Origin of the sequence: Nocardioides silvaticus (assembly GCF_003160695.1) — a bacterium.
GTDB lineage: Bacteria > Actinomycetota > Actinomycetes > Propionibacteriales > Nocardioidaceae > Nocardioides > Nocardioides silvaticus.
This window is the reverse complement of the sequence record NZ_QGDD01000009.1, coordinates 211412-229022: the sequence shown is the minus strand read 5'-3', so window position 1 is coordinate 229022 and position 17611 is coordinate 211412. Positions and strand designations below refer to the sequence as shown.

Genomic DNA, 17611 nt, shown 5'->3' with positions numbered 1-17611 from the left:
CAGTCGAAATGACAGTGAGGGCGCCCCGTCCGGGACGCCCTCACTCAGGTACAACACGCGCGAGAAGCGTCAGCTCACTCGCTCGGGACGATGTTGACGACCTTGCGGCCGCGCTTGCGACCGAACTCCACCGCACCCGCCTCGAGGGCGAACAGGGTGTCGTCGCCGCCGCGGCCCACGTTGGCGCCGGGGTGGAAGTGGGTGCCGCGCTGGCGGACGATGATCTCGCCGGCGTTGACGAGCTGGCCGCCGTACCGCTTGACGCCGAGCCGCTGAGCGTTGGAGTCGCGGCCGTTCTTGGTGGACGCCGCGCCCTTCTTGTGTGCCATCTCTTCAGTCCTTCGGGTGACGAGTCGGTGGACGACTCAGAGCTTGATGTCGGTGACCTTGACCTGGGTGTACTTCTGGCGGTGACCCTGCCGCTTCTTGTACCCGGTCTTGTTCTTGTACTTCTGGATGACGATCTTCGGGCCTTTGGTGGCGCCGAGGACCTCGACGGTCACCGCGGCCTTGTCGAGACCGGTGGTGGTGACGGACTCGCCGTCGACCGCCATGACGACGGGCAGCGTCAGCGTCTCGCCGGCCGGCGTGGAGACCTTGTCGATCTCGATGACGTCGCCGACAGCGACCTTCTGCTGCTTCGCGCCAGCGCGCACGATCGCGTACACCGCGGTCTCCTTAGTCATGGTTCGTCTTCAAGCTCATCGTCAGGGTCTGCGGCACACCACGGTCCGGACCCGGTGAGGGGCAAAGAGCGGGATGCCAGGCAGAGAGGCACGCCAGGCGCGCCGACGTTCAATAGTACGGATCGCCGCTGGTCACGGCAAAACGAGGACGTCAGCGCTTGCGCGAGCCCTTCTGCTTGATCGGCACGTGCTCGACCTGCGGCTTCTCGACCGGCGACTCGACCACGACCTGGGTGCCCGGGTCGACGGTCACCTCGGCGACCGCGCCGCCCGCGGGCGGGCCGGCCGGCCGGCTCGCGGCGCGGCGGCGGGTACGGGTGACGACCTTCGGCGCCTCCGGCTCCGGCTCCTCCCCGGCGGCGGGCTCCTCGGCGGCGGGCTCCTCGGGGACGGGCTCCTCGGCGGCGGGCTCCTCGGCGGCGGGCTCCTCGGTCACCTCGGCGGTGACCTCGGGCGTGACCTCCGGCGCCGTGGCCGCGTCGGTCGCGGTCTCGTCTGTCATCGGCTCGTCGGCAGCCGCCTCGTGTGCCTCGTCCTCGTCCGCATCGTCCGCGTCGGCCTCGGCGGCGTGCGCCTTCGCCATCGCAGCGACGTCCTTCGGGGACGGCACGGCCTTGGTCGTCGGCTCGTCGGCCTGGGCGCCGCCCCGACCGCGGCGCCGGCGACCGCCGCCGCGGCGCGCGTCGTCGTCGCTCCCACCGCCACCGCCGCCACCGCGACGGGGCTCGACGGGCAGGTCGTGGACGACGAGCCCGCGGCCCTGGCAGTGGTCGCAGGTCTCGCTGAACGCCTCGAGCAGGCCGGTGCCGATCCGCTTCCGCGTCATCTGCACCAGGCCCAGCGAGGTGACCTCGGCGACCTGGTGGCGGGTGCGGTCACGGCCCAGGCACTCGACCAGCCGGCGCAGGACGAGGTCCCGGTTGGACTCGAGCACCATGTCGATGAAGTCGACGACGATGATGCCGCCGATGTCGCGCAGCCGGAGCTGGCGGACGATCTCCTCGGCGGCCTCCAGGTTGTTCTTGGTGACCGTCTCCTCGAGGTTGCCGCCGGACCCGGTGAACTTGCCGGTGTTGACGTCGACGACGGTCATCGCCTCGGTGCGGTCGATGATGAGCGACCCGCCCGAGGGCAGCCAGACCTTGCGGTCGAGGCCCTTGGCGATCTGCTCGTCGATCCGGTACGTCGCGAAGACGTCCGGCTTCGACTGACCGGAGTCGCCGTCGCCCGAGGTCTGGTAGTGCTCGAGCCGGTCGGAGAGGTCGGGGGCGACGTGCTCGACGTACTCGTGCACGGTCTGCCACGCGTCCTCGCCCTGGACGACGAGCTTCGCGAAGTCCTCGGTGAACAGGTCGCGGACGACCTTGAGCGTGAGGTCGGGCTCGCCGTACAGCAGCTGCGGGGAGTTGCCCTTGGCCGCCTTGGCCTCGACGTCCTCCCAGCGGGCCTTGAGCCGCTCGACGTCGCGGGTCAGCTCCTCCTCCGAGGCGCCCTCGGCGGCGGTGCGGACGATGACGCCGGCGGTGTCCGGCACGATCTCCTTGAGCAGGGTCTTCAGCCGGGCCCGCTCGGTGTCGGGCAGCTTGCGGGAGATGCCGGAGGTGGTGCCGTCCGGCACGTAGACCAGGAACCGGCCGGCCAGGCTGATCTGGCTGGTGAGGCGGGCACCCTTGTGGCCGATCGGGTCCTTGGTGACCTGGACGAGCACCGTCTGGCCGGAGGAGAGGACCGACTCGATCTTGCGCGGCGTGCCCTCCTTGTGACCGAGGGCCGACCAGTTGACCTCGCCGGCGTAGAGCACGGCGTTGCGGCCCTTGCCGATGTCGATGAATGCCGCCTCCATCGAGGGCAGCACGTTCTGCACGCGGCCGAGGTAGACGTTGCCGATCAGCGAGGTCTGGGACTCACGGGCGACGTAGTGCTCGACGAGCACCTTGTCCTCGAGCACCGCGATCTGGGTGAGGTCCTTGCGCTGTCGGACGACCATCACCCGCTCGACGGACTCCCGGCGCGCCAGGAACTCCGCCTCGCTGACGATCGACGCGCGCCGACGGCCCGCCTCGCGGCCCTCTCGGCGACGCTGCTTCTTGGCCTCGAGCCGGGTCGACCCGGAGACGGCCGTGATCTCGTCCTCCGGCGAGCGGGCCTTGCGGACCTTGACCACGGTGTTCGGGTCGTCGCTCGCGTCCGCGCCTTCACCCTCGCGGCGCCGGCGCCGCCGCCGGCGCGAGGAGGACGAACCGCCCTCGCTGTCGTCGCTGTCGGCGGCCGCGTCGCCTGCATCCTTGGCGCCTCCGGAGGAGGCCTTCCCCTCGGTCTTCTTCTCCGGGTCCCCTGACTCGGCGGACTCGGCGGACTCGGTGGACTCGTCGTCCTCGTCGCCGTCGGGGCCGCCACCACCCTCCCCGGCCGGCTTGCGGCGGCGGCGGCCGCCTCGGCGGCGGCGACGGCGCGCCGACGATGACGTGCCCTCGCCGTTCTCGCCCTCGGTGCTGTCGCTGTCCTCGGTGTCGTCCGACCCGGTGTCGGTGGCCGGCGTCTCGTCGGCTCCGGCCTTCTCGTCGGCCTTGTCGCCGGTCTTGTCGCCGGCCTTGTCGCCGGTCTTGTCGCCGGTCTTGTCGCCGGCCTTCGCGGGCGCCTTCTTGGCGCTGGTCTTCCTCGCCGCGGCCTTCTTCGCCGGAGCCTTCTTCTTCGGCGCCTTCTCCTCCGCCACGTCCCCGGCGACGTCCTCGGCGGTGACGTCCTCGGACTCTGTCGCCTTCGGCTTCGCGGCCGCCTTCGCCCGGGACTTCTTCACCGGAGCGACGTCGGGGACCTGGAAGAGGACGGCAGGGCCGGAGTCGGCGGCCGCCGAGGTGTCGGAGGCGGGCTCGGCAGCGGAAGCCTCGTCGGCCGCCTTCTTCCTCACCGGGGCCTTCTTCGCTGTCGCCTTCTTGGCGGGCGCCTTCTTCGCGGCGGCCTTCTTGGCGGGCGCCTTCTTCGCGGCGGCCTTCTTCGCCGGCTTCTCGGCGGTGCCCGATGCTTCGGCGGCCTCGGGTGCTGTGTCCTGCGGGGTGTCGACGTTGTCGACAGGGGTGTCAGCCATGCGCTGCTCCTCCGCCCACCGCCGCTGGCGGTACGGGCGTGTCCATCGCCGCTCGCTCCCCCGCGAGGGGGCCCGGCGGCGCAAGCCTTCGGTGGGACGACACCCTCCGCGGAGCGTCACTGGCGGCTGTCGCCCCGCCTGCCGCGGTCGCGCGGTCCGGGCTCACCCGGTTATCGGATCGCTGTCACCGACCCTGATCCCTGCGTCGCGGTCTAGCGAGGTGGCGGCCGCCACCGTGCCGGTCCGTCTGACTGCTACGGGGTCCGGCGAGAACGTCGTCGAACCGGTCCGTTGGGTTCCTCGTCGGAGGTGCGCCGTCGGGACCGATCTGTGGCGAGTATCGCACACGGCTGATGAACGGGAAGCATCCCGGCGTCACGCCAGCGGGTCGCCGACCGTCCCGGTGGCCTCGTCCAGGGGCCCCTGCGCGAGGCGGGTCAGCAGGGCGGTGGCGGGGGTCGCGAAGCCGCTGACCGCAGCCAGGCCGGTCAGCACGTCGTCGGGGCGTACGGCGGGCACGGTGTGCCGCAGGACGAGTGCCAGGGCCGGCCCCGCGTCGGTCCCGGAGACCTCCAGGGCGACGACCGCGGCCCGGCAGTCGAACGTGCGGAGCCCCTTCTTCGTCATCCGCTCGACCGGCACCGACTCGGTGCCGAGGAACGCGCTCACCGCGGACCCGACCTCGGCGGCGTCCGCACCCCGCAGCTCGATCAGCCAGGCGCTGGCGGTCAGCAGGTCCGACAGCGACCCGCCGGGCGACTCGGCGACCGTCGCGACGTCGAGCCCGTCGGGCAGCGCCGCATCGAGGCTGCGGCCGACCTCGTCCGGGTCGCGCCGCTCGGCCAGGCCCAGCTCGAGGTACTCCGCCTCGCTGGCCGCGCCCGTCGGGGACGCCCCTGCGTAGGAGATCCGCGGGTGTGGGTGGAAGCCGGAGGAGTAGGCCATCGGGATCTGGGCCCGGAACACCGCGCGCTCGACCGCCCGGCTCACGTCGCGGTGGCTGGTGAAGCGCAGCCGTCCGCGCTTGGCGTAGCGGATCCGCAGCCGCTGCACGGGCGGCGCCTGCTGCTCGGGCTGCTGACGACTCACGGTCCGACAGCGTAGGTCAGCCGAGGGCTGCGCCCTTCATCTGCGGGGAGGCGTAGACGTTGACGATCCGCACCCCGTCGAGCCAGGCCGTGAGCCGCTCGGCCTCGGCGTCGAGGGCCGCCGCCCCCTCGCTGCCGATGTCGTGGCGGAGCAGCACCTTGACCACGGCGTCCTCGTCCTGGACCCAGCAGCCGACGACCCGGCCGCCCCACCAGGCGGTGTTGCCGGCGTTGCCGTTGGTGTCGAAGAGGTACGGCGTGTCGGCCGGGTCGAGGTAGAACGCCCGCTCCTTCCAGCCCATCACGGTCGGGTCCAGGGTCGGGAGCAGTGCCGCCCACGGTTCGACCGGGTCCACCGGGTCGACGTCGTCGGGCAGCACCCAGCCGGTCGGCGGGGTCCCTGAGCGTGGCGACGGGTGCAACCCGACCTCGACCGCTCCGATGTCGGCCAGCGCCCGCCGCACGATGGTCTTGGTGGCACCCAGCCACCACACGATGTCGGCCTCGGTGCCCGGGCCGAAGGTGGCCAGCCAGCGGCGCACCAGCTCGGCGTAGCCCTTGTCCTCCGGCCAGGCCGGCTCGGCGTCGCGCAGCCAGTGGTCGGAGCGCACCCAGCTGGGCTTGTTGAGCCGCCAGTGACCGGCGTTGGGGCCGCGGAGCACCCGCCCCTCGGCGCCGAGCGTGGTCATCACCCAGGCGGCGATCGGGAACTCGCCGCTCCACCTCTTGTCGGGCGTGCCGCGCTGGATGCGGCCTTCCAGGGTCGGCACCAGCGCGCGCAGCTCACGGGTCGTGCGCGGCACGCCGTCGGCCAGGGCAGCCAGCACCTCGGCGCAGGCGTGGTCGATCCACGCGTCCGGGTCGGCGGCGAGACCGGCCTCGACCACCCACTTGGCGAGCTGCTTGCGCTGCTGGACCGCCACCCGGGTCGCCGCGCTCCCCCACGCTGCCCCCAGCAGATCGCGCGGGAAGACGAACAGCGTGCGCCGCATGGCGAGCTGCTTGACGAGCGCGCGGTCGTCGTACAACGCCGCGTCGACGTCGGCCACGGTGATGCCCGGAACCCGTGCCCACAGCGAGAGGTGCACCGTGGCGGCCTCGGTCGCGTGCAGGACGGTCATCGCCCGGGTCGCAGCGGCGGCGTCGGGCAGCCCGGTGAGCAGGCCGTGGCGCCGTGCGAGCCGGGCCCGGCGCTCCTCGTCGTCGATCGTGCGCACGCCGCCATCGTGCCAATCAACGCCGACATCCGAGCCCGGTCCCCTAGGCTGCCCCCCGTGAGCAACCCCTACGGCAACGACCCCTACGGCCAGCAGCAGCCCCAGAACCCCTACGGCGGGGGCGGTGGCCAGTACGGCGGCGGGCAGTACGCCGCCCCGGGCGGCGGCCAGCAGCCGGCGAAGACCGACGGGGTCTCGATCGCCTCGCTGGTCACCAGTCTGATCTGCTGCGCCCCGGTCGGCTTCATCCTCGGGATCGTCGGCCTCAAGCGGACCAAGGGCGGCCAGCGCAAGGGTCGCGGCCTCGCCATCACCGGTCTGGTCCTGGGCCTGGTCGGCCTGCTGGCGTGGGTCGGGATCGGCATCGCAGCAGTCGCCGGCGTGGCCTGGTTCCAGTCGATCGTCGAGGTCGACGAGGCCGAGGCCGGCGTGTGCGTCGACATCGACGACGACGACAGCAACTCCGTGCTCATGTACGAGAAGGAGTGCACCGAGGACCACGACGGCGAGATCGTCGGTGTCGCTGAGGTGACCGACGAGAACCTCGAGCAGATCGAGAGCGAGATGACCGCCTACTGCGTCACCACGGTGCTCTCCGAGGAAGAGGTCACCAAGATCACCGAGGCGGGACTCGACGTCTTCGCCGACCTCAAGGCCCTCACCGAGGACCCGAACGACGTCGAGGTCGGCGACCACCTGGTCTGCTACGTCGAGTCCGACGACAAGCTCGACGAGAAGATCCTCTGAGCCGCTAGTGAGCAGCCCCTTTCCGCCCGGGCCGCCGTCCGACCCCGAGCCCAGGGAGCCCGGGGAGCAGTCCCCTTACACGCCGTACGGCGCGCCCGCGCCCAACCCGTACGCCGGCGCACCCGCGTCGCCGTACGGCCCCGTCGGCACCGGTCCCAGCACCGACGCCGTCTCGATCACCGGCTTCGTGCTCAGCCTGCTCTGCTGCACCAGCGTCGTCGGCCTGGTCCTCGGGCTGGTCGGCCTCGGCCGCACCAAGAACGGCGTCCGCAAGGGCCGCTGGGCAGCGGTGTCCGCGATCGCGATCGGGGCCGCCGGCACGCTGGCGTTCGTCGGGATCGTCGGGTTCTTCACCTGGTTCGGCACCAGCACGGTCTTCATCGACAGCGCCGACGTCGGGCAGTGCGTCAACGTCGACGAGCTCGACGACAACGACGCGACCCTCTTCAAGAAGGACTGCGACGAGCCGCACGAGGCCGAGATCGCCGTTGCCCGGCAGTTCACCGGCGACGACGTCGACAACTTCGAGCCCGGTTTCCCGGCGGCGGTCTGCGAGGAGTACCTGAACGACGAGTACGCCGCGGCCTACGCGACCGGCACCTACGACGTCGGCCTGGTTTTCGAGGCCACCGAGCCGGACGCCGGGGACGACTTCATCTGCTACCTCGAGCTGGCCAACGGCGACGAGCTCGAGGAGCCGATCGTCGACTGAGCTCCCATGGGCAAGGACCCCTACGACACCGAGGGCGGCTTCACGCCGTACGAGCCGGGTCGGGCTCCAGCCCCGGAGCCGGAGGGATCCTCGCCCACGGAGCCCTACGTGCCGTACGCCGGCAGCACCACCGACTACGGGCCGGCGGTGTCGTCGAGCCGCAGTCGCGCGCTCCCCTGGATCGTCGGCATCCTCGTCGTGGCGCTGACCTGCGGCGGCACGGTGACGGCCCTGGTCGCGTCGATCGTCACGAGCGACGACTCCGCCGGCTCCGCGCGCGACGAGGTCAGGGCCAACGACCTCGACGAGGACCAGTGCCTGATCGGCGCCGGCCTCGACCCGGGCAACGACGACCCGGTCTCCGACCTGGAGGTCGTCGACTGCTCGACGGCGCACGACGCGGAGGTGATCGCCGTCAAGAAGCTCGACGCGGACGAGGCTGCGGCCTACGACTTCGAGGACGACAACGGCGCGGTGAAGACCTGTCGCGACCTGTTCACGTCGGCCCAGATGAAGCTGCTGAACCGCTCGGACCTCTACCTCATCGCGCTCACCGAGACCGCCGAGCCGGTCACGGGCGACAAGGTCGCCTGTCTCCTCGTCCGCCAGGACGGCGGCGCGCTGCACGGCTCGCTGGAAGACCCGACCTCCGAATCCGGCGCGGAGCCCTCCTAGCAGGCCCTACGCTGCCCCTCGTGGGACAGGACCAGGGACCCTACGGCGACCAGGACGGCTTCACGCCGTACCAGCCGGACGCCACGCCCGACGCCGAGCCAACCGCGCCTGCCGCTCCGCTCGACCCGCACCCGCCGGCGCCGTACGTGCCGTACGGCGGTGCCACTCAGGACCCGAACGCGCCGAGCGTCCCGTACGGCGGCGCGAACCCCGCCTCGTTCAGCACCCCCTATGCCATCACCAGCGCGACCGGCAGCAGCCGGTGGCTCGGCTGGCTCATCGGTGGCGTCGTCACGCTGGTCACCTGCGGCGGTGGCGGGATCGCCGTCCTGGCGGACATCCTCGACGGGAGCGACACCCCGACGACGGCGCCGGACATCACGATCCCGACCTTCTCCGACTTCAGCATCGACATCCCGGAGATCGAGATCCCCGAGATCGACATCCCGACCCCGGTCTTCGCCAACGACCTGAAGCGCGACCAGTGCCTCATCGGCACCGGGTTCGACCCCGGCAGCAACGCCGGCCTGTCCAACCTGGAGATCACCTCCTGCGACGGCGCGCACAACGCCCAGGTGCTCGAGGTGCGGGTGCTGAGCGAGCGCGACGCCCGGGACTACGACTTCACCGACGGCGACCAGGGCAACAAGAGCTGCTTCCCGCTGTTCTCCCCCGCGCAGAAGGAGCTGTTCCGCGGGGACAAGTACACGCTGCTGTCCTTCACGGAGATGGTGGCACCGAAGAAGGGAGACAAGGTCGCCTGCCTCGTCGTCCGCACCGACGGCAAGCTCTACCGCGGGTTCCTGCCGAAGGGTTGATCCCGCTGCAGATCAGACGACGCTGAGCGGCAGCAGCTGCCGGCCGGTCGGGCCGATCTGGATCTCGGTGCCCATCTCGGGACACACGCCGCAGTCGTAGCAGGGCGTCCAGCGGCAGTCCTCGACCTCGACGTCGGAGGTGCCGTCGCCCACGGCGAGGGCGTCCTCCCAGTCCGACCACAGCCAGTCCTTGTCGAGGCCGGAGTCGAGGTGGTCCCAGGGCAGCACCTCGTCGTACTCCCGCTCACGGGTGGTGAACCAGTCGAGGTCGACGCCGGTGCCGGCGAGTGCGGTCTCGGCCGCGGCCACCCAGCGGTCGAACGAGAAGTGCTCGCTCCAACCGTCGAAGCGGCCGCCGTCGCGCCACACGGCCTCGATGATCCGGCCGACCCGGCGGTCGCCGCGGGACAGCAGGCCCTCGATGATGCCGGGGCGCCCGTCGTGGTAGCGGAACCCGATCGCCCGTCCGTAGCGCTTGTCGGTGCGCACGGTCTCGCGGAGCTGCCGGAGCCGGTCGTCGGTGGTCTCGTGGTCGAGCTGTGCGGCCCACTGGAACGGGGTGTGCGGCTTGGGCACGAACCCGCCGATCGACACCGTGCAGCGGATGTCGTTGCGCCCGGAGACCTCACGGCCCTTGGCGATGACCTTCTTCGCCAGCTCGGCGATCTGCAGCACGTCGTCGTCGGTCTCGGTCGGGAGGCCGCACATGAAGTAGAGCTTCACCTGCCGCCAGCCGTGGGAGTACGCCGTCGCCACCGTCCGGATCAGGTCCTCCTCGGTGACCATCTTGTTGATCACCTTGCGCATCCGCTCGCTGCCGCCCTCGGGCGCGAACGTGAGGCCGGAGCGCCGGCCGTTGCGGGAGAACTCGTTGGCCAGCGTGATGTTGAAGGCGTCCACGCGGGTCGAGGGCAGCGACAGCGAGACGTTGGAGCCCTCGTAGCGGTCGGCCAGGCCCTTCGCCACGTCGCCGATCTCGGTGTGGTCCGCGGAGCTCAACGACAGCAGGCCGACCTCCTCGAAGCCGGTCTTCTTCACGCCGTTGTCGACCATGGCGCCGATGGTCTCGATCGAACGCTCGCGCACCGGCCGGGTGATCATCCCGGCCTGGCAGAACCGGCAGCCGCGGGTGCAGCCGCGGAAGATCTCGACGCTGAACCGCTCGTGCACGGTCTCGGCGAGCGGCACCAGCGGGTTCGCCGGGTAGGGCCACGCGTCGAGGTCCATCAGCGTGTGCTTGCGGACCCGGTCCGGCGCCCAGGGACGGTTGGGCACGACGCTCGCGATCGCGCCGTCGCCGGCGTACGCGACGTCGTAGAACTGCGGGACGTAGACGGTGCCGCTGACCGCGAGCCGGCGCAGCAGCTCCTCGCGACCGCCGGGCCGGCCCTCGTCCTTCCACTCGCGGATGACGTCGGAGATCGCGAGCACGACCTCCTCGCCGTCGCCGAGGACGGCGGCGTCGACGAAGTCGGCGATCGGCTCGGGGTTGAAGGCGGCGTGCCCGCCGGCGACGACGATCGGGTGCTCGTCGGTGCGGTCGATCGCGTGCAGCGGGATGCCGGCGAGATCGAGGGCGTTGAGCAGGTTGGTGTAGCCGAGCTCGGTGGAGAAGCTGACGCCGAACACGTCGAAGGCACCGACCGGGCGGTGGCCGTCGACCGTGAACTGCGGGATGCCGTGCTCCCGCATCACCGCCTCCATGTCCGGCCACACCGCGTAGGTGCGCTCGGCCAGGATCCAGGGCCGCTCGTTGAGCACCTCGTAGAGGATCTGCACGCCCTGGTTGGGCAGGCCGACCTCGTAGGCGTCGGGGTACATCAGCGCCCACCGCACCTGGGTGTCGTCCCAGTCCTTGCTCACCGAGTTGAGCTCGCCGCCGACGTACTGGATCGGCTTCGAGACCGAGAGCAGGTGCGGCTCGAGACGGGGGAAGAGGGACTCAGGCATAGGAGTCGATTCTACGAGCCGGGTGGCCTCCAGCCCGCATCGCGACCGAAGCGCGCCAACAGGTCGTGCTGGGGGTCGCCGTCCAGCGGGCCCTGCTCGCCGATGATCCCCGCGCCGCGGTAGAGCTCTTCCCGCTCGGCGAACCAGTCAGCGACCTCGGCCACCACGTCGGGATCCATCCGGACCTCGCCCCCGGTCGCCGCCGCGAGGTCCCAGCCGTGCACGAGGTGGTCGGCCGAGAGCTGCCGGACGTACTCCTCGGAGCGCTCCTCGCCGTAGGACAGGTGCACGGTCTCGCGCTGCGGGAGCAGCCGGGTGACGGCGTCGACCCCTGCGTCCGCAGCCGAGCGCGCGGTCTCGAGCGGCGCATCGCCGAGCAGGTCCCCGTCGAAGGTGTCGCCCACCTCCTCGATCGTGCGTCCCTCGAGCAGCGGCCCGGCCCACAGGTCCTCACCTGTCACGTGGTTGACCAGCTCCCGCACGTTCCAGTCCGCGCACGGCGTCGGGTCGCCCCACTGGCCGTCACCGACGCCGTCCAGGCAGGACCGCCACCAGTCCACGGTCCTGCGGTAGATCTCCTCCGTCTCCATCACACCAGTCCTTTCTCGAAGGCACGCTCGGCTCGGGCGAGCCACCAGTCCAGCCCCGCCAGTTCCCGAGCACGTACGGCGGGGTCGGGGTGGTCGACGACGTCGAGCGCCTTGTTCCAGCCCATCCAGGTCAGGCCCGCGAGCAGTGCGAGGTCGAGCGCGTCCTCGTCGTGGTCCGCGCCGGCCACCTCTCGCTGGAGGTCGAGGTACCCGTCAAAGGACAGGTCGAACGTGTGGGCGCAACCGACGAGGAGCCGGGCGACGTCGAGCTCGGCCGGGCCCACCGTCGCGATCCCCCAGTCGAAGAGGACCAGACCGTCGGCGTCGAGCGCCATGTTGACGGTCGCGACGTCCCCGTGGAGGAGGGTCGGCGTGCACCCCGCGAGCGCGCGGACCAGGGGCCCGCCGTCCTGGGACAGGGCGAGCACCCGCCGGCCGACCTCGCCCGGCGCAAGGTCGGCGAAGAGCTCCCAGCCACGCAGGGCCGCGTCGACGAGCGGCAGTCCGGAGAGGGGTCGGATCCGGTCCGGCTCGAAGACGCCGACCACCCTGTCGAGAGCCGTGGCGGTCGGCTCGGTGCGGCCACGGTGGGTCGCATGCAGGTCGTGGAGCCCGCCGAGGACCACCCGCAGCTGGGCCGAGAGGAGCACATGGTCCCAGGTCAGCACCGCGTCGCCGAGATCCCGCATGACGACGACCCCGCGCCCCTCGTCGTCGTACCAGGCAGCCAGGATCGGGTGCCGCACGGTCGGCGGCAGGTCGTCGAGTGCGCCGGAGAGGAACAGCTCGACCTCGCGCCCGTGCTGGTCCCCCACGATCTGCATGACGAAGTCGGTGCGGGCGTCGTAGGTCTTCACGACCACGCGGCGGCCGTCACCGAGGGTGAGGCGCCGGAGGGCCGCGCCCGAACGCCCGTCCTCGCCCAGCTGGCCGTGCCCGGTCGCCGAGTCGATCGCGGCCCGGTCGATCAGCGCCGCCATGCCTCCATGGTGCTCCTGTCCGACCGCGCGCGCATCCCTCTGCCGACCAGTCCCTAGACTCGTTACCACGATGATGACGACGACGGCCGGCCGCCTGTCCTGGAACTTGGTGAGCCCTCCGGCCGCCGCGATCGTGCTGGTCTTCGCCTGGGGCACGCACCCGGGCACGCTGGGCAACATCGTCGTCGGGGTCGCGCTGGTCGCGGCCGTGCTCGCGGCCGTGCACCACGCCGAGGTCGTCGCCCACCGGGTGGGAGAGCCGTTCGGGTCGCTGCTGCTGGCTGTCGCCGTCACGGTCATCGAGGTCGGACTCATCGTCACGCTGATGGTGACGGGCAAGGGCGACACGTCGGCCCTGGCGCGGGACACGGTCTTCGCGGCGGTGATGATCACCGTCAACGGCATCGCCGGTCTCGCGATCGTCGTCGGAGCCCTCCGCCACCACCTGGCGGCCTTCAACCCGGAGGGCACCGGCTCGGCGCTCGCCACCGTGGTCACGCTCGCCGGCCTGACCCTGGTCGTGCCGAGCTTCACGACGAGCGCCGACGGACCGGTGTTCACCGGCGAGCAGCTGGCGTTCGCGGCCGTCGCCTCGCTCGCGCTCTACGGCATGTTCGTGGTCACGCAGACCGTGCGCCACCGCGACTTCTTCCTGCCGGTCGCGGACTCCTCGAGGGCCGACGGCCCGGTCGACCTCGACCAGGACGGCCACGCGGACCCGCCGACCAACCGGGAGGCGGTGCTCAGCCTGGCCCTGCTGGCGCTCGCGCTCGTGAGCGTGGTCGGGCTCGCCAAGGTCGAGTCCTACGCGATCGAGGACGCCGTGGCCTCGCTCGGCCTGCCGCACGCGGTGGTCGGCGTCGTCATCGCGCTGCTGGTGCTGCTGCCCGAGTCGATCGCGGCGGTGCGCGCAGCTGTCCGGGACCGCGTCCAGACCAGCTTCAACCTCGCCTACGGCTCGGCGATGGCGTCGATCGGCCTCACGATCCCGGCCATCGCCGTGGCGTCGATCTGGCTCGACGGCCCGCTGGCCCTCGGACTGGACCCGCTCCAGATCGTCCTGCTGGTGCTGTCGGTCATCGTCTCCGTGCTCACCGTGGTGCCGGGCCGCGCCAAGCCGCTCGCCGGCGGGGTGCACCTGGTCCTGTTCGCGGCGTTCCTCTTCCTGGCTGCGGCACCATGAGAGTCATGTCCTTCTTGCCCGCCCGCCGACTGCTCGCCCTGCTCGCCGCCGGCGCGCTGAGCCTGTCGGCCGCGGCGTGTGGGGGGGACGAGCCGGCTGCCGAGCCGGATCCGGACCGGATCGTGCTCAACCCGCCCTCGGACGGCGCGGGGCACACCCACGCACCCGGCGAGAGCGACGCGGCGTCGATCGGCGACGGCACCACTGCCTCCGCCGGCGGCTACCGGCTCTCCGACGTGCGGCTGCCGCGCGGGACCGACGGACCGGGCGACCTCAGCTTCCGGATCCTCGACCGCGACGGGCAGCCGGTCACCGACCTCACCGAGGTGCAGACCAAGCTGGTGCACCTCTACGTCGTGCGCACCGACCTCGGTGTCTACCGCCACGTGCACCCCTCCCTCACCGGTGACAGCACCTGGACCGTGCCGGTCGACCTGGACGGACCGGGCGACTACCGCGTGCTCGCCGACTTCCAGCCGGCTGGTGCCGACCGCCCGGTCGTCCTGGGCGAGACCGTCGCGGTGCCGGGCCGGTGGCGGCCGACCGTCGCGACCGCGTCGGACCAGAGCGACGACGGCATCGTGCGGGTCGCGGTCGACGGTCCGGTCGAGGCGGGCGAGGACGGCCGCCTGCACCTGGTGGTCACCACCGTCGACGGGGAGCCGGTCACCCTGGGGTCCTACCTCGGCACGTCCGCGCACGTCTCGGGGTTCCGGGTCGCCGATCGGCCCGCCGACCAGGTGTTCGTCCACGTGCACCCGTACGGCGCGCCCGAGGTGACCGACGACGGCACCCGGCTCACGTTCCACACGACGTTCGAGCGACCCGGCGACTACCACCTGTTCGTCCAGGTGCGCGTCGACGGCCTGCTGCACACGGTGCCGGTGACGGCGACCGTCACCTCGTAGGGGTCACTCCACCTCGACCGACAGCGTGGTGACCGGGTTCTCGAACTCGTCGATCCGCAGGCTCACCTGGACCTCCCACTCCCCCGCGGTGGGGAAGCTGATGTCGGCGACGAAGGTGCCCGCGCCGGTCGGGACGACCGGGACCGCACCGAGGTCGACGTCGGCGCTGCGCAGCACCACGTCGGGTCGGGTGTGCAGGTCGACGGGTTCCCCGCCCAGGTCCTGGACCTGCACGACCAGCTGTCGCTGCCGGCCCTCGCCCGCGTCGAGCGTCGCGAGCACCTGCAGGTCGTCGACCACGGCCTTCGCGACGGTCGACGCCGGTGCCGTCGCCGCGGCCGGCTCGGCGCGTGGCGGCTGCTCGACGAGGAACCCGGTGACGCCGAGCAGGGCGACGAGCAGGGTCCCTTCGAGGAGGACCACCCGGCGCACGGCGTACGTCGCCCGCCGGCGGGCCTCGTGGGGCCCGTCGGTCACCCGCGGGAGGAGGACGAAGCGGTTCCACCCGGCCACTGCAGCCACGACGAGTGCGATCCCGACCTTGACGAGCAGCAGCCGGCCGTAGGTGGTGTCGACCAGCCCGCCCCAGGAGCCGAGGATCCGCCAGCCGAGCAGGGCGCCGGCACCGGCGAGCACCACCAGCAGACCCGCGGCGATGGTGGAGAACCGGCTCAGCAGCAGCGCCGACTCGCGTTCGCGACCGGCGAGGGACGGGAGCGTGACCGCCAGGCCGGCCAGTCCTCCCAGCCAGGCCGCGCCCGCGCTGAGGTGCAGGGCGTCGGTGAGGACGAGCAGCGACACCGGCTCGTAGGCGCGGGTGTGCCCCACCAGGGCGGGCGACCACACCGCGAGCGCTGCACCGATGTCGCCGGCCAGCGACGGTGACGGCCGACCGGCGAGCACCACGGCCAGGCCCAGGCCGACGACCTGCAGCGCGAGCACGGTGAGGTCGTCGCCGACCAGTGCCGGGTCCAGCGACGCGCCCTCGAGCAACCCGCTGGTCCCGGCACCGCGCTGGTAGGCGCCGGAGACGAGCACGCCGAGTGCCGCGACGACGACCGCGACGGCCGCGGAGCCGCGCTGGAGCAGGAGCAGGCGTCGTCGTACGTCGTCACGGAGGCGGAGGCCGCGGGCGGTCCACGACAGGAACAGGGTCAAGCCGCCGGCCAGGAGCAGCGCCACGTAGGAGATGGCCTGCACGACGCTGGCGACATTGCGCATCGCCGAGTCGTCGGCGGTCCCGCCGTCGCGCGGGGGCGCCACCGACTCGCTCGGTGCGCCCACGTGGAAGGTCAGCGACCCGGCGATCGGGTGTCCGTCGCTGGAGACGACCCGCCAGACCACGACATAGGTGCCGTCGGCGAGGTCGCCGGGCAGGTCAGCGATGACCTCCTCGTCCCGTGCGCCCGCGTCGATGTCGAGCGGCTCCCCCGCCGCGTCGTAGGCCTTGACGCCGTCGTCGACCACGGACACCGGCTCGTCGAAGGTGAGGGTGACGCGGTCCGGGGCCTCGGGCAGGACCGCGCCCTCGGCAGGGTCGGAGGAGATCAGCGAGGCGTGCGCCGACGCCGGCGCGGCCCCCGAGCCCACGAGGAGCCCGGCGAGCAGCACCGCCGTCAGCACACGCCCGATCACGAGGTGGTCCTCAGGCCTTCCGGCTCCGCGCCAGGGCGAGGCCCCCGAGGAGGATGCCGAGGATCCCGGTGCCCAGACCTGCGAGCGCGAGCCCGTTGCCGTCGCCGGACTCGTCGGAGTCGCCGGTGCCCCCTGCGTCGTCGGTCGCGACGGCTGCGGGCTCCGCACCGCCGTGGCCGTCTCCCTCGGCCGCCGTGATCGTCACCAGGGGTGCCGGGTACTCCAGGGACTCCGGGTCCTCGCCGTCCGCGACGGTCTCGGTCCACGGGTTCTCGCCCTGCTCACAGGTCTGCACGACCGGGAAGGCCAGCGTCTCGCCCTCGGCGTCCGGCAGCTGCAGCGAGAGCTCGAACGTGTCCCGCTCCCCGTCGGGCAGCGGCTGGTCGGCCGTGTAGACGACCTGGTCGACGCGCTCGGTGATCTCATTGCCATGGGCGTCGGTGATCGGCTCGTCGAGGTCGGCCATCACCTTCTCGATGGTCCAGAAGGGGTTGCGCGTCGGCGTGACCGCGTAGACCTCCTCCGGCATCTTGATGGCGATCGAGGTCGTCGGCGAGCCCTCGCAACCGTGGCCGGCGCTGAACGTGAGCACCGCGTAGGAGCCGGCGGCCGTCGTGCTCGGCGTGACGGTGACGTGTGCCGACGCCGGCGCGACGGTCAGCGCAAGAGCACCCGCCGCGGCTGCGACGGGCAGGGTGATGTATCGGATGTGCATGGGTTTCCTTGTCTCGAGTCGGTGGGTGCACGCAGGCGCAGCCGGCCGACCGGACTGGGACCCGAGAGTCGAGTCGGTCAGGCGGCTGCTGCCGGCACCGACGGCGGACCGCGCGTCGGCCGGGCGGTGAGGTGGACGCGCTCGAGTAGGGGCGCGACCCACCGCGCCGCGGTGCGCCGGACATCGACGACGACCGGTGCCGGCGTCTCCGACCAGCCCAGCAGCACCTCGACCGCGCGTCGCCGCAGCACCCAGGCCACGGCGGCGACCAGTCCGGCACCGAGGTGCGCGAGCAGCATCGGCCAGCTGAGCCCGAGCAGGTCGGAGCCGGCGCCGTGCGGGTGCGCACCGGTGCCGGAGGTCAGCGTCACGAGCCATGCGTGGAGGAGCACCTGGGCGCCGACGAGGGCGGGCAGCACCACGCGCACCGGCAACCGGCCGCGGAGCACCAGCAGGCCGGCGCCGTACGCCGTCGCGGCGATCGTCAGCAGCCAGCCGGCCGAGGGCAGCGTGCCGCCGGCGGCAGTGTGGGCGATCGCGAGCGCGGCGGTGGTCTCCGCCGCGGTCAGTCCCGCGGACAGGCGCGCCCCGGAGCGGGGCACCCGGCGCAGGATCAGCACCC

Annotated in this window: 17 protein-coding genes; 6 read left to right on the top strand and 11 right to left on the bottom strand. The window is 72.2% G+C overall.

Annotated elements, in window-relative coordinates:
* Positions 1–74 precede the first annotated feature (74 nt).
* From rpmA to DJ010_RS18680, 5 genes are all read right to left on the bottom strand, one after another.
* On the bottom strand, positions 75–329 hold the full coding sequence (gene rpmA, locus DJ010_RS18700) for a 50S ribosomal protein L27 (protein ID WP_109696564.1): 255 nt from the start codon (positions 327–329) through the stop codon (positions 75–77).
* Positions 330–365: 36 nt separating this feature from the next.
* Positions 366–668: a 50S ribosomal protein L21 gene (gene rplU / locus DJ010_RS18695; protein WP_109696563.1), complete on the bottom strand. Its 303-nt coding sequence runs from the start codon at positions 666–668 to the stop codon at positions 366–368.
* A 169-nt stretch (positions 669–837) separates the two neighbouring features.
* On the bottom strand, positions 838–3771 hold the full coding sequence (locus DJ010_RS18690; RefSeq protein WP_109696561.1) for an Rne/Rng family ribonuclease: 2934 nt from the start codon (positions 3769–3771) through the stop codon (positions 838–840).
* A gap of 375 nt (positions 3772–4146) precedes the next feature.
* Entirely contained in the window at positions 4147–4860 is a 714-nt protein-coding gene (locus DJ010_RS18685; RefSeq protein ID WP_211318873.1) for a TIGR03936 family radical SAM-associated protein, read from the bottom strand.
* A 16-nt stretch (positions 4861–4876) separates the two neighbouring features.
* Entirely contained in the window at positions 4877–6076 is a 1200-nt protein-coding gene (locus DJ010_RS18680) for a winged helix DNA-binding domain-containing protein (RefSeq protein WP_109696557.1), read from the bottom strand.
* A 57-nt stretch (positions 6077–6133) separates the two neighbouring features.
* Here DJ010_RS18680 and DJ010_RS18675 point away from each other — a divergent pair, with 57 nt between their 5' ends.
* From DJ010_RS18675 to DJ010_RS18660, 4 genes are read left to right on the top strand one after another with little or no spacing between them, the layout of a single operon-like run.
* Positions 6134–6823, top strand: a complete 690-nt coding sequence (locus tag DJ010_RS18675) for a DUF4190 domain-containing protein (protein ID WP_109696555.1) — start codon at positions 6134–6136, stop codon at positions 6821–6823.
* A 7-nt stretch (positions 6824–6830) separates the two neighbouring features.
* Positions 6831–7535 (top strand): hypothetical protein, encoded by a 705-nt coding sequence (locus DJ010_RS18670; RefSeq protein WP_109696553.1) that lies wholly within the window; start codon positions 6831–6833, stop codon positions 7533–7535.
* A 6-nt stretch (positions 7536–7541) separates the two neighbouring features.
* Positions 7542–8210: a hypothetical protein gene (locus DJ010_RS18665; protein WP_109696551.1), complete on the top strand. Its 669-nt coding sequence runs from the start codon at positions 7542–7544 to the stop codon at positions 8208–8210.
* 20 nt (positions 8211–8230) lie between these two features.
* On the top strand, positions 8231–9028 hold the full coding sequence (locus DJ010_RS18660; protein ID WP_109696549.1) for a hypothetical protein: 798 nt from the start codon (positions 8231–8233) through the stop codon (positions 9026–9028).
* A gap of 12 nt (positions 9029–9040) precedes the next feature.
* Here DJ010_RS18660 and DJ010_RS18655 read toward each other — a convergent pair whose 3' ends face one another.
* Genes DJ010_RS18655 through DJ010_RS18645 form a run of 3 tightly spaced genes read right to left on the bottom strand, consistent with a single transcriptional unit; the run spans position 9041 to position 12548 of the window.
* A complete protein-coding gene (locus tag DJ010_RS18655; protein WP_109696547.1) occupies positions 9041–10978 on the bottom strand; it encodes a TIGR03960 family B12-binding radical SAM protein in 1938 nt (645 codons plus the stop codon).
* Positions 10979–10989: 11 nt separating this feature from the next.
* Complete coding sequence (locus DJ010_RS18650) at positions 10990–11568, bottom strand: TIGR03086 family metal-binding protein (protein ID WP_109696545.1); 579 nt, start codon at positions 11566–11568, stop codon at positions 10990–10992.
* Complete coding sequence (locus tag DJ010_RS18645; RefSeq protein WP_109696543.1) at positions 11568–12548, bottom strand: phosphotransferase; 981 nt, start codon at positions 12546–12548, stop codon at positions 11568–11570. Before DJ010_RS18645 ends, DJ010_RS18650 begins: the two co-directional genes overlap by 1 nt.
* Positions 12549–12618: 70 nt before the next feature.
* On the opposite strand from DJ010_RS18645, the gene DJ010_RS18640 reads away from it, so the two are divergent.
* Both DJ010_RS18640 and DJ010_RS18635 read left to right on the top strand, forming a co-directional pair.
* On the top strand, positions 12619–13731 hold the full coding sequence (locus DJ010_RS18640) for a calcium:cation antiporter (RefSeq protein ID WP_109696541.1): 1113 nt from the start codon (positions 12619–12621) through the stop codon (positions 13729–13731).
* Between the two features lie 5 nt (positions 13732–13736).
* Positions 13737–14639 (top strand): DUF8832 domain-containing protein, encoded by a 903-nt coding sequence (locus DJ010_RS18635; protein WP_109696539.1) that lies wholly within the window; start codon positions 13737–13739, stop codon positions 14637–14639.
* Positions 14640–14642: 3 nt separating this feature from the next.
* Here the strand turns inward: DJ010_RS18635 and DJ010_RS18630 are convergent, their stop codons facing one another.
* The 3 genes from DJ010_RS18630 to DJ010_RS18620 form a co-directional block, all read right to left on the bottom strand.
* The gene (locus DJ010_RS18630; protein ID WP_109696537.1) at positions 14643–16274 is read right to left on the bottom strand and encodes a copper resistance CopC/CopD family protein; all 1632 of its coding nucleotides are present in this window, start codon (positions 16272–16274) and stop codon (positions 14643–14645) included.
* A 10-nt stretch (positions 16275–16284) separates the two neighbouring features.
* Positions 16285–16989, bottom strand: a complete 705-nt coding sequence (locus DJ010_RS18625; protein ID WP_109696535.1) for a YcnI family copper-binding membrane protein — start codon at positions 16987–16989, stop codon at positions 16285–16287.
* Positions 16990–17066: 77 nt separating this feature from the next.
* Positions 17067–17609 carry a hypothetical protein gene (locus DJ010_RS18620; protein ID WP_109696533.1) on the bottom strand — a complete coding sequence of 181 codons (543 nt, stop codon included), beginning with the start codon at positions 17607–17609 and terminating at the stop codon, positions 17067–17069.
* Between the last annotated feature and the right edge of the window lie 2 nt (positions 17610–17611).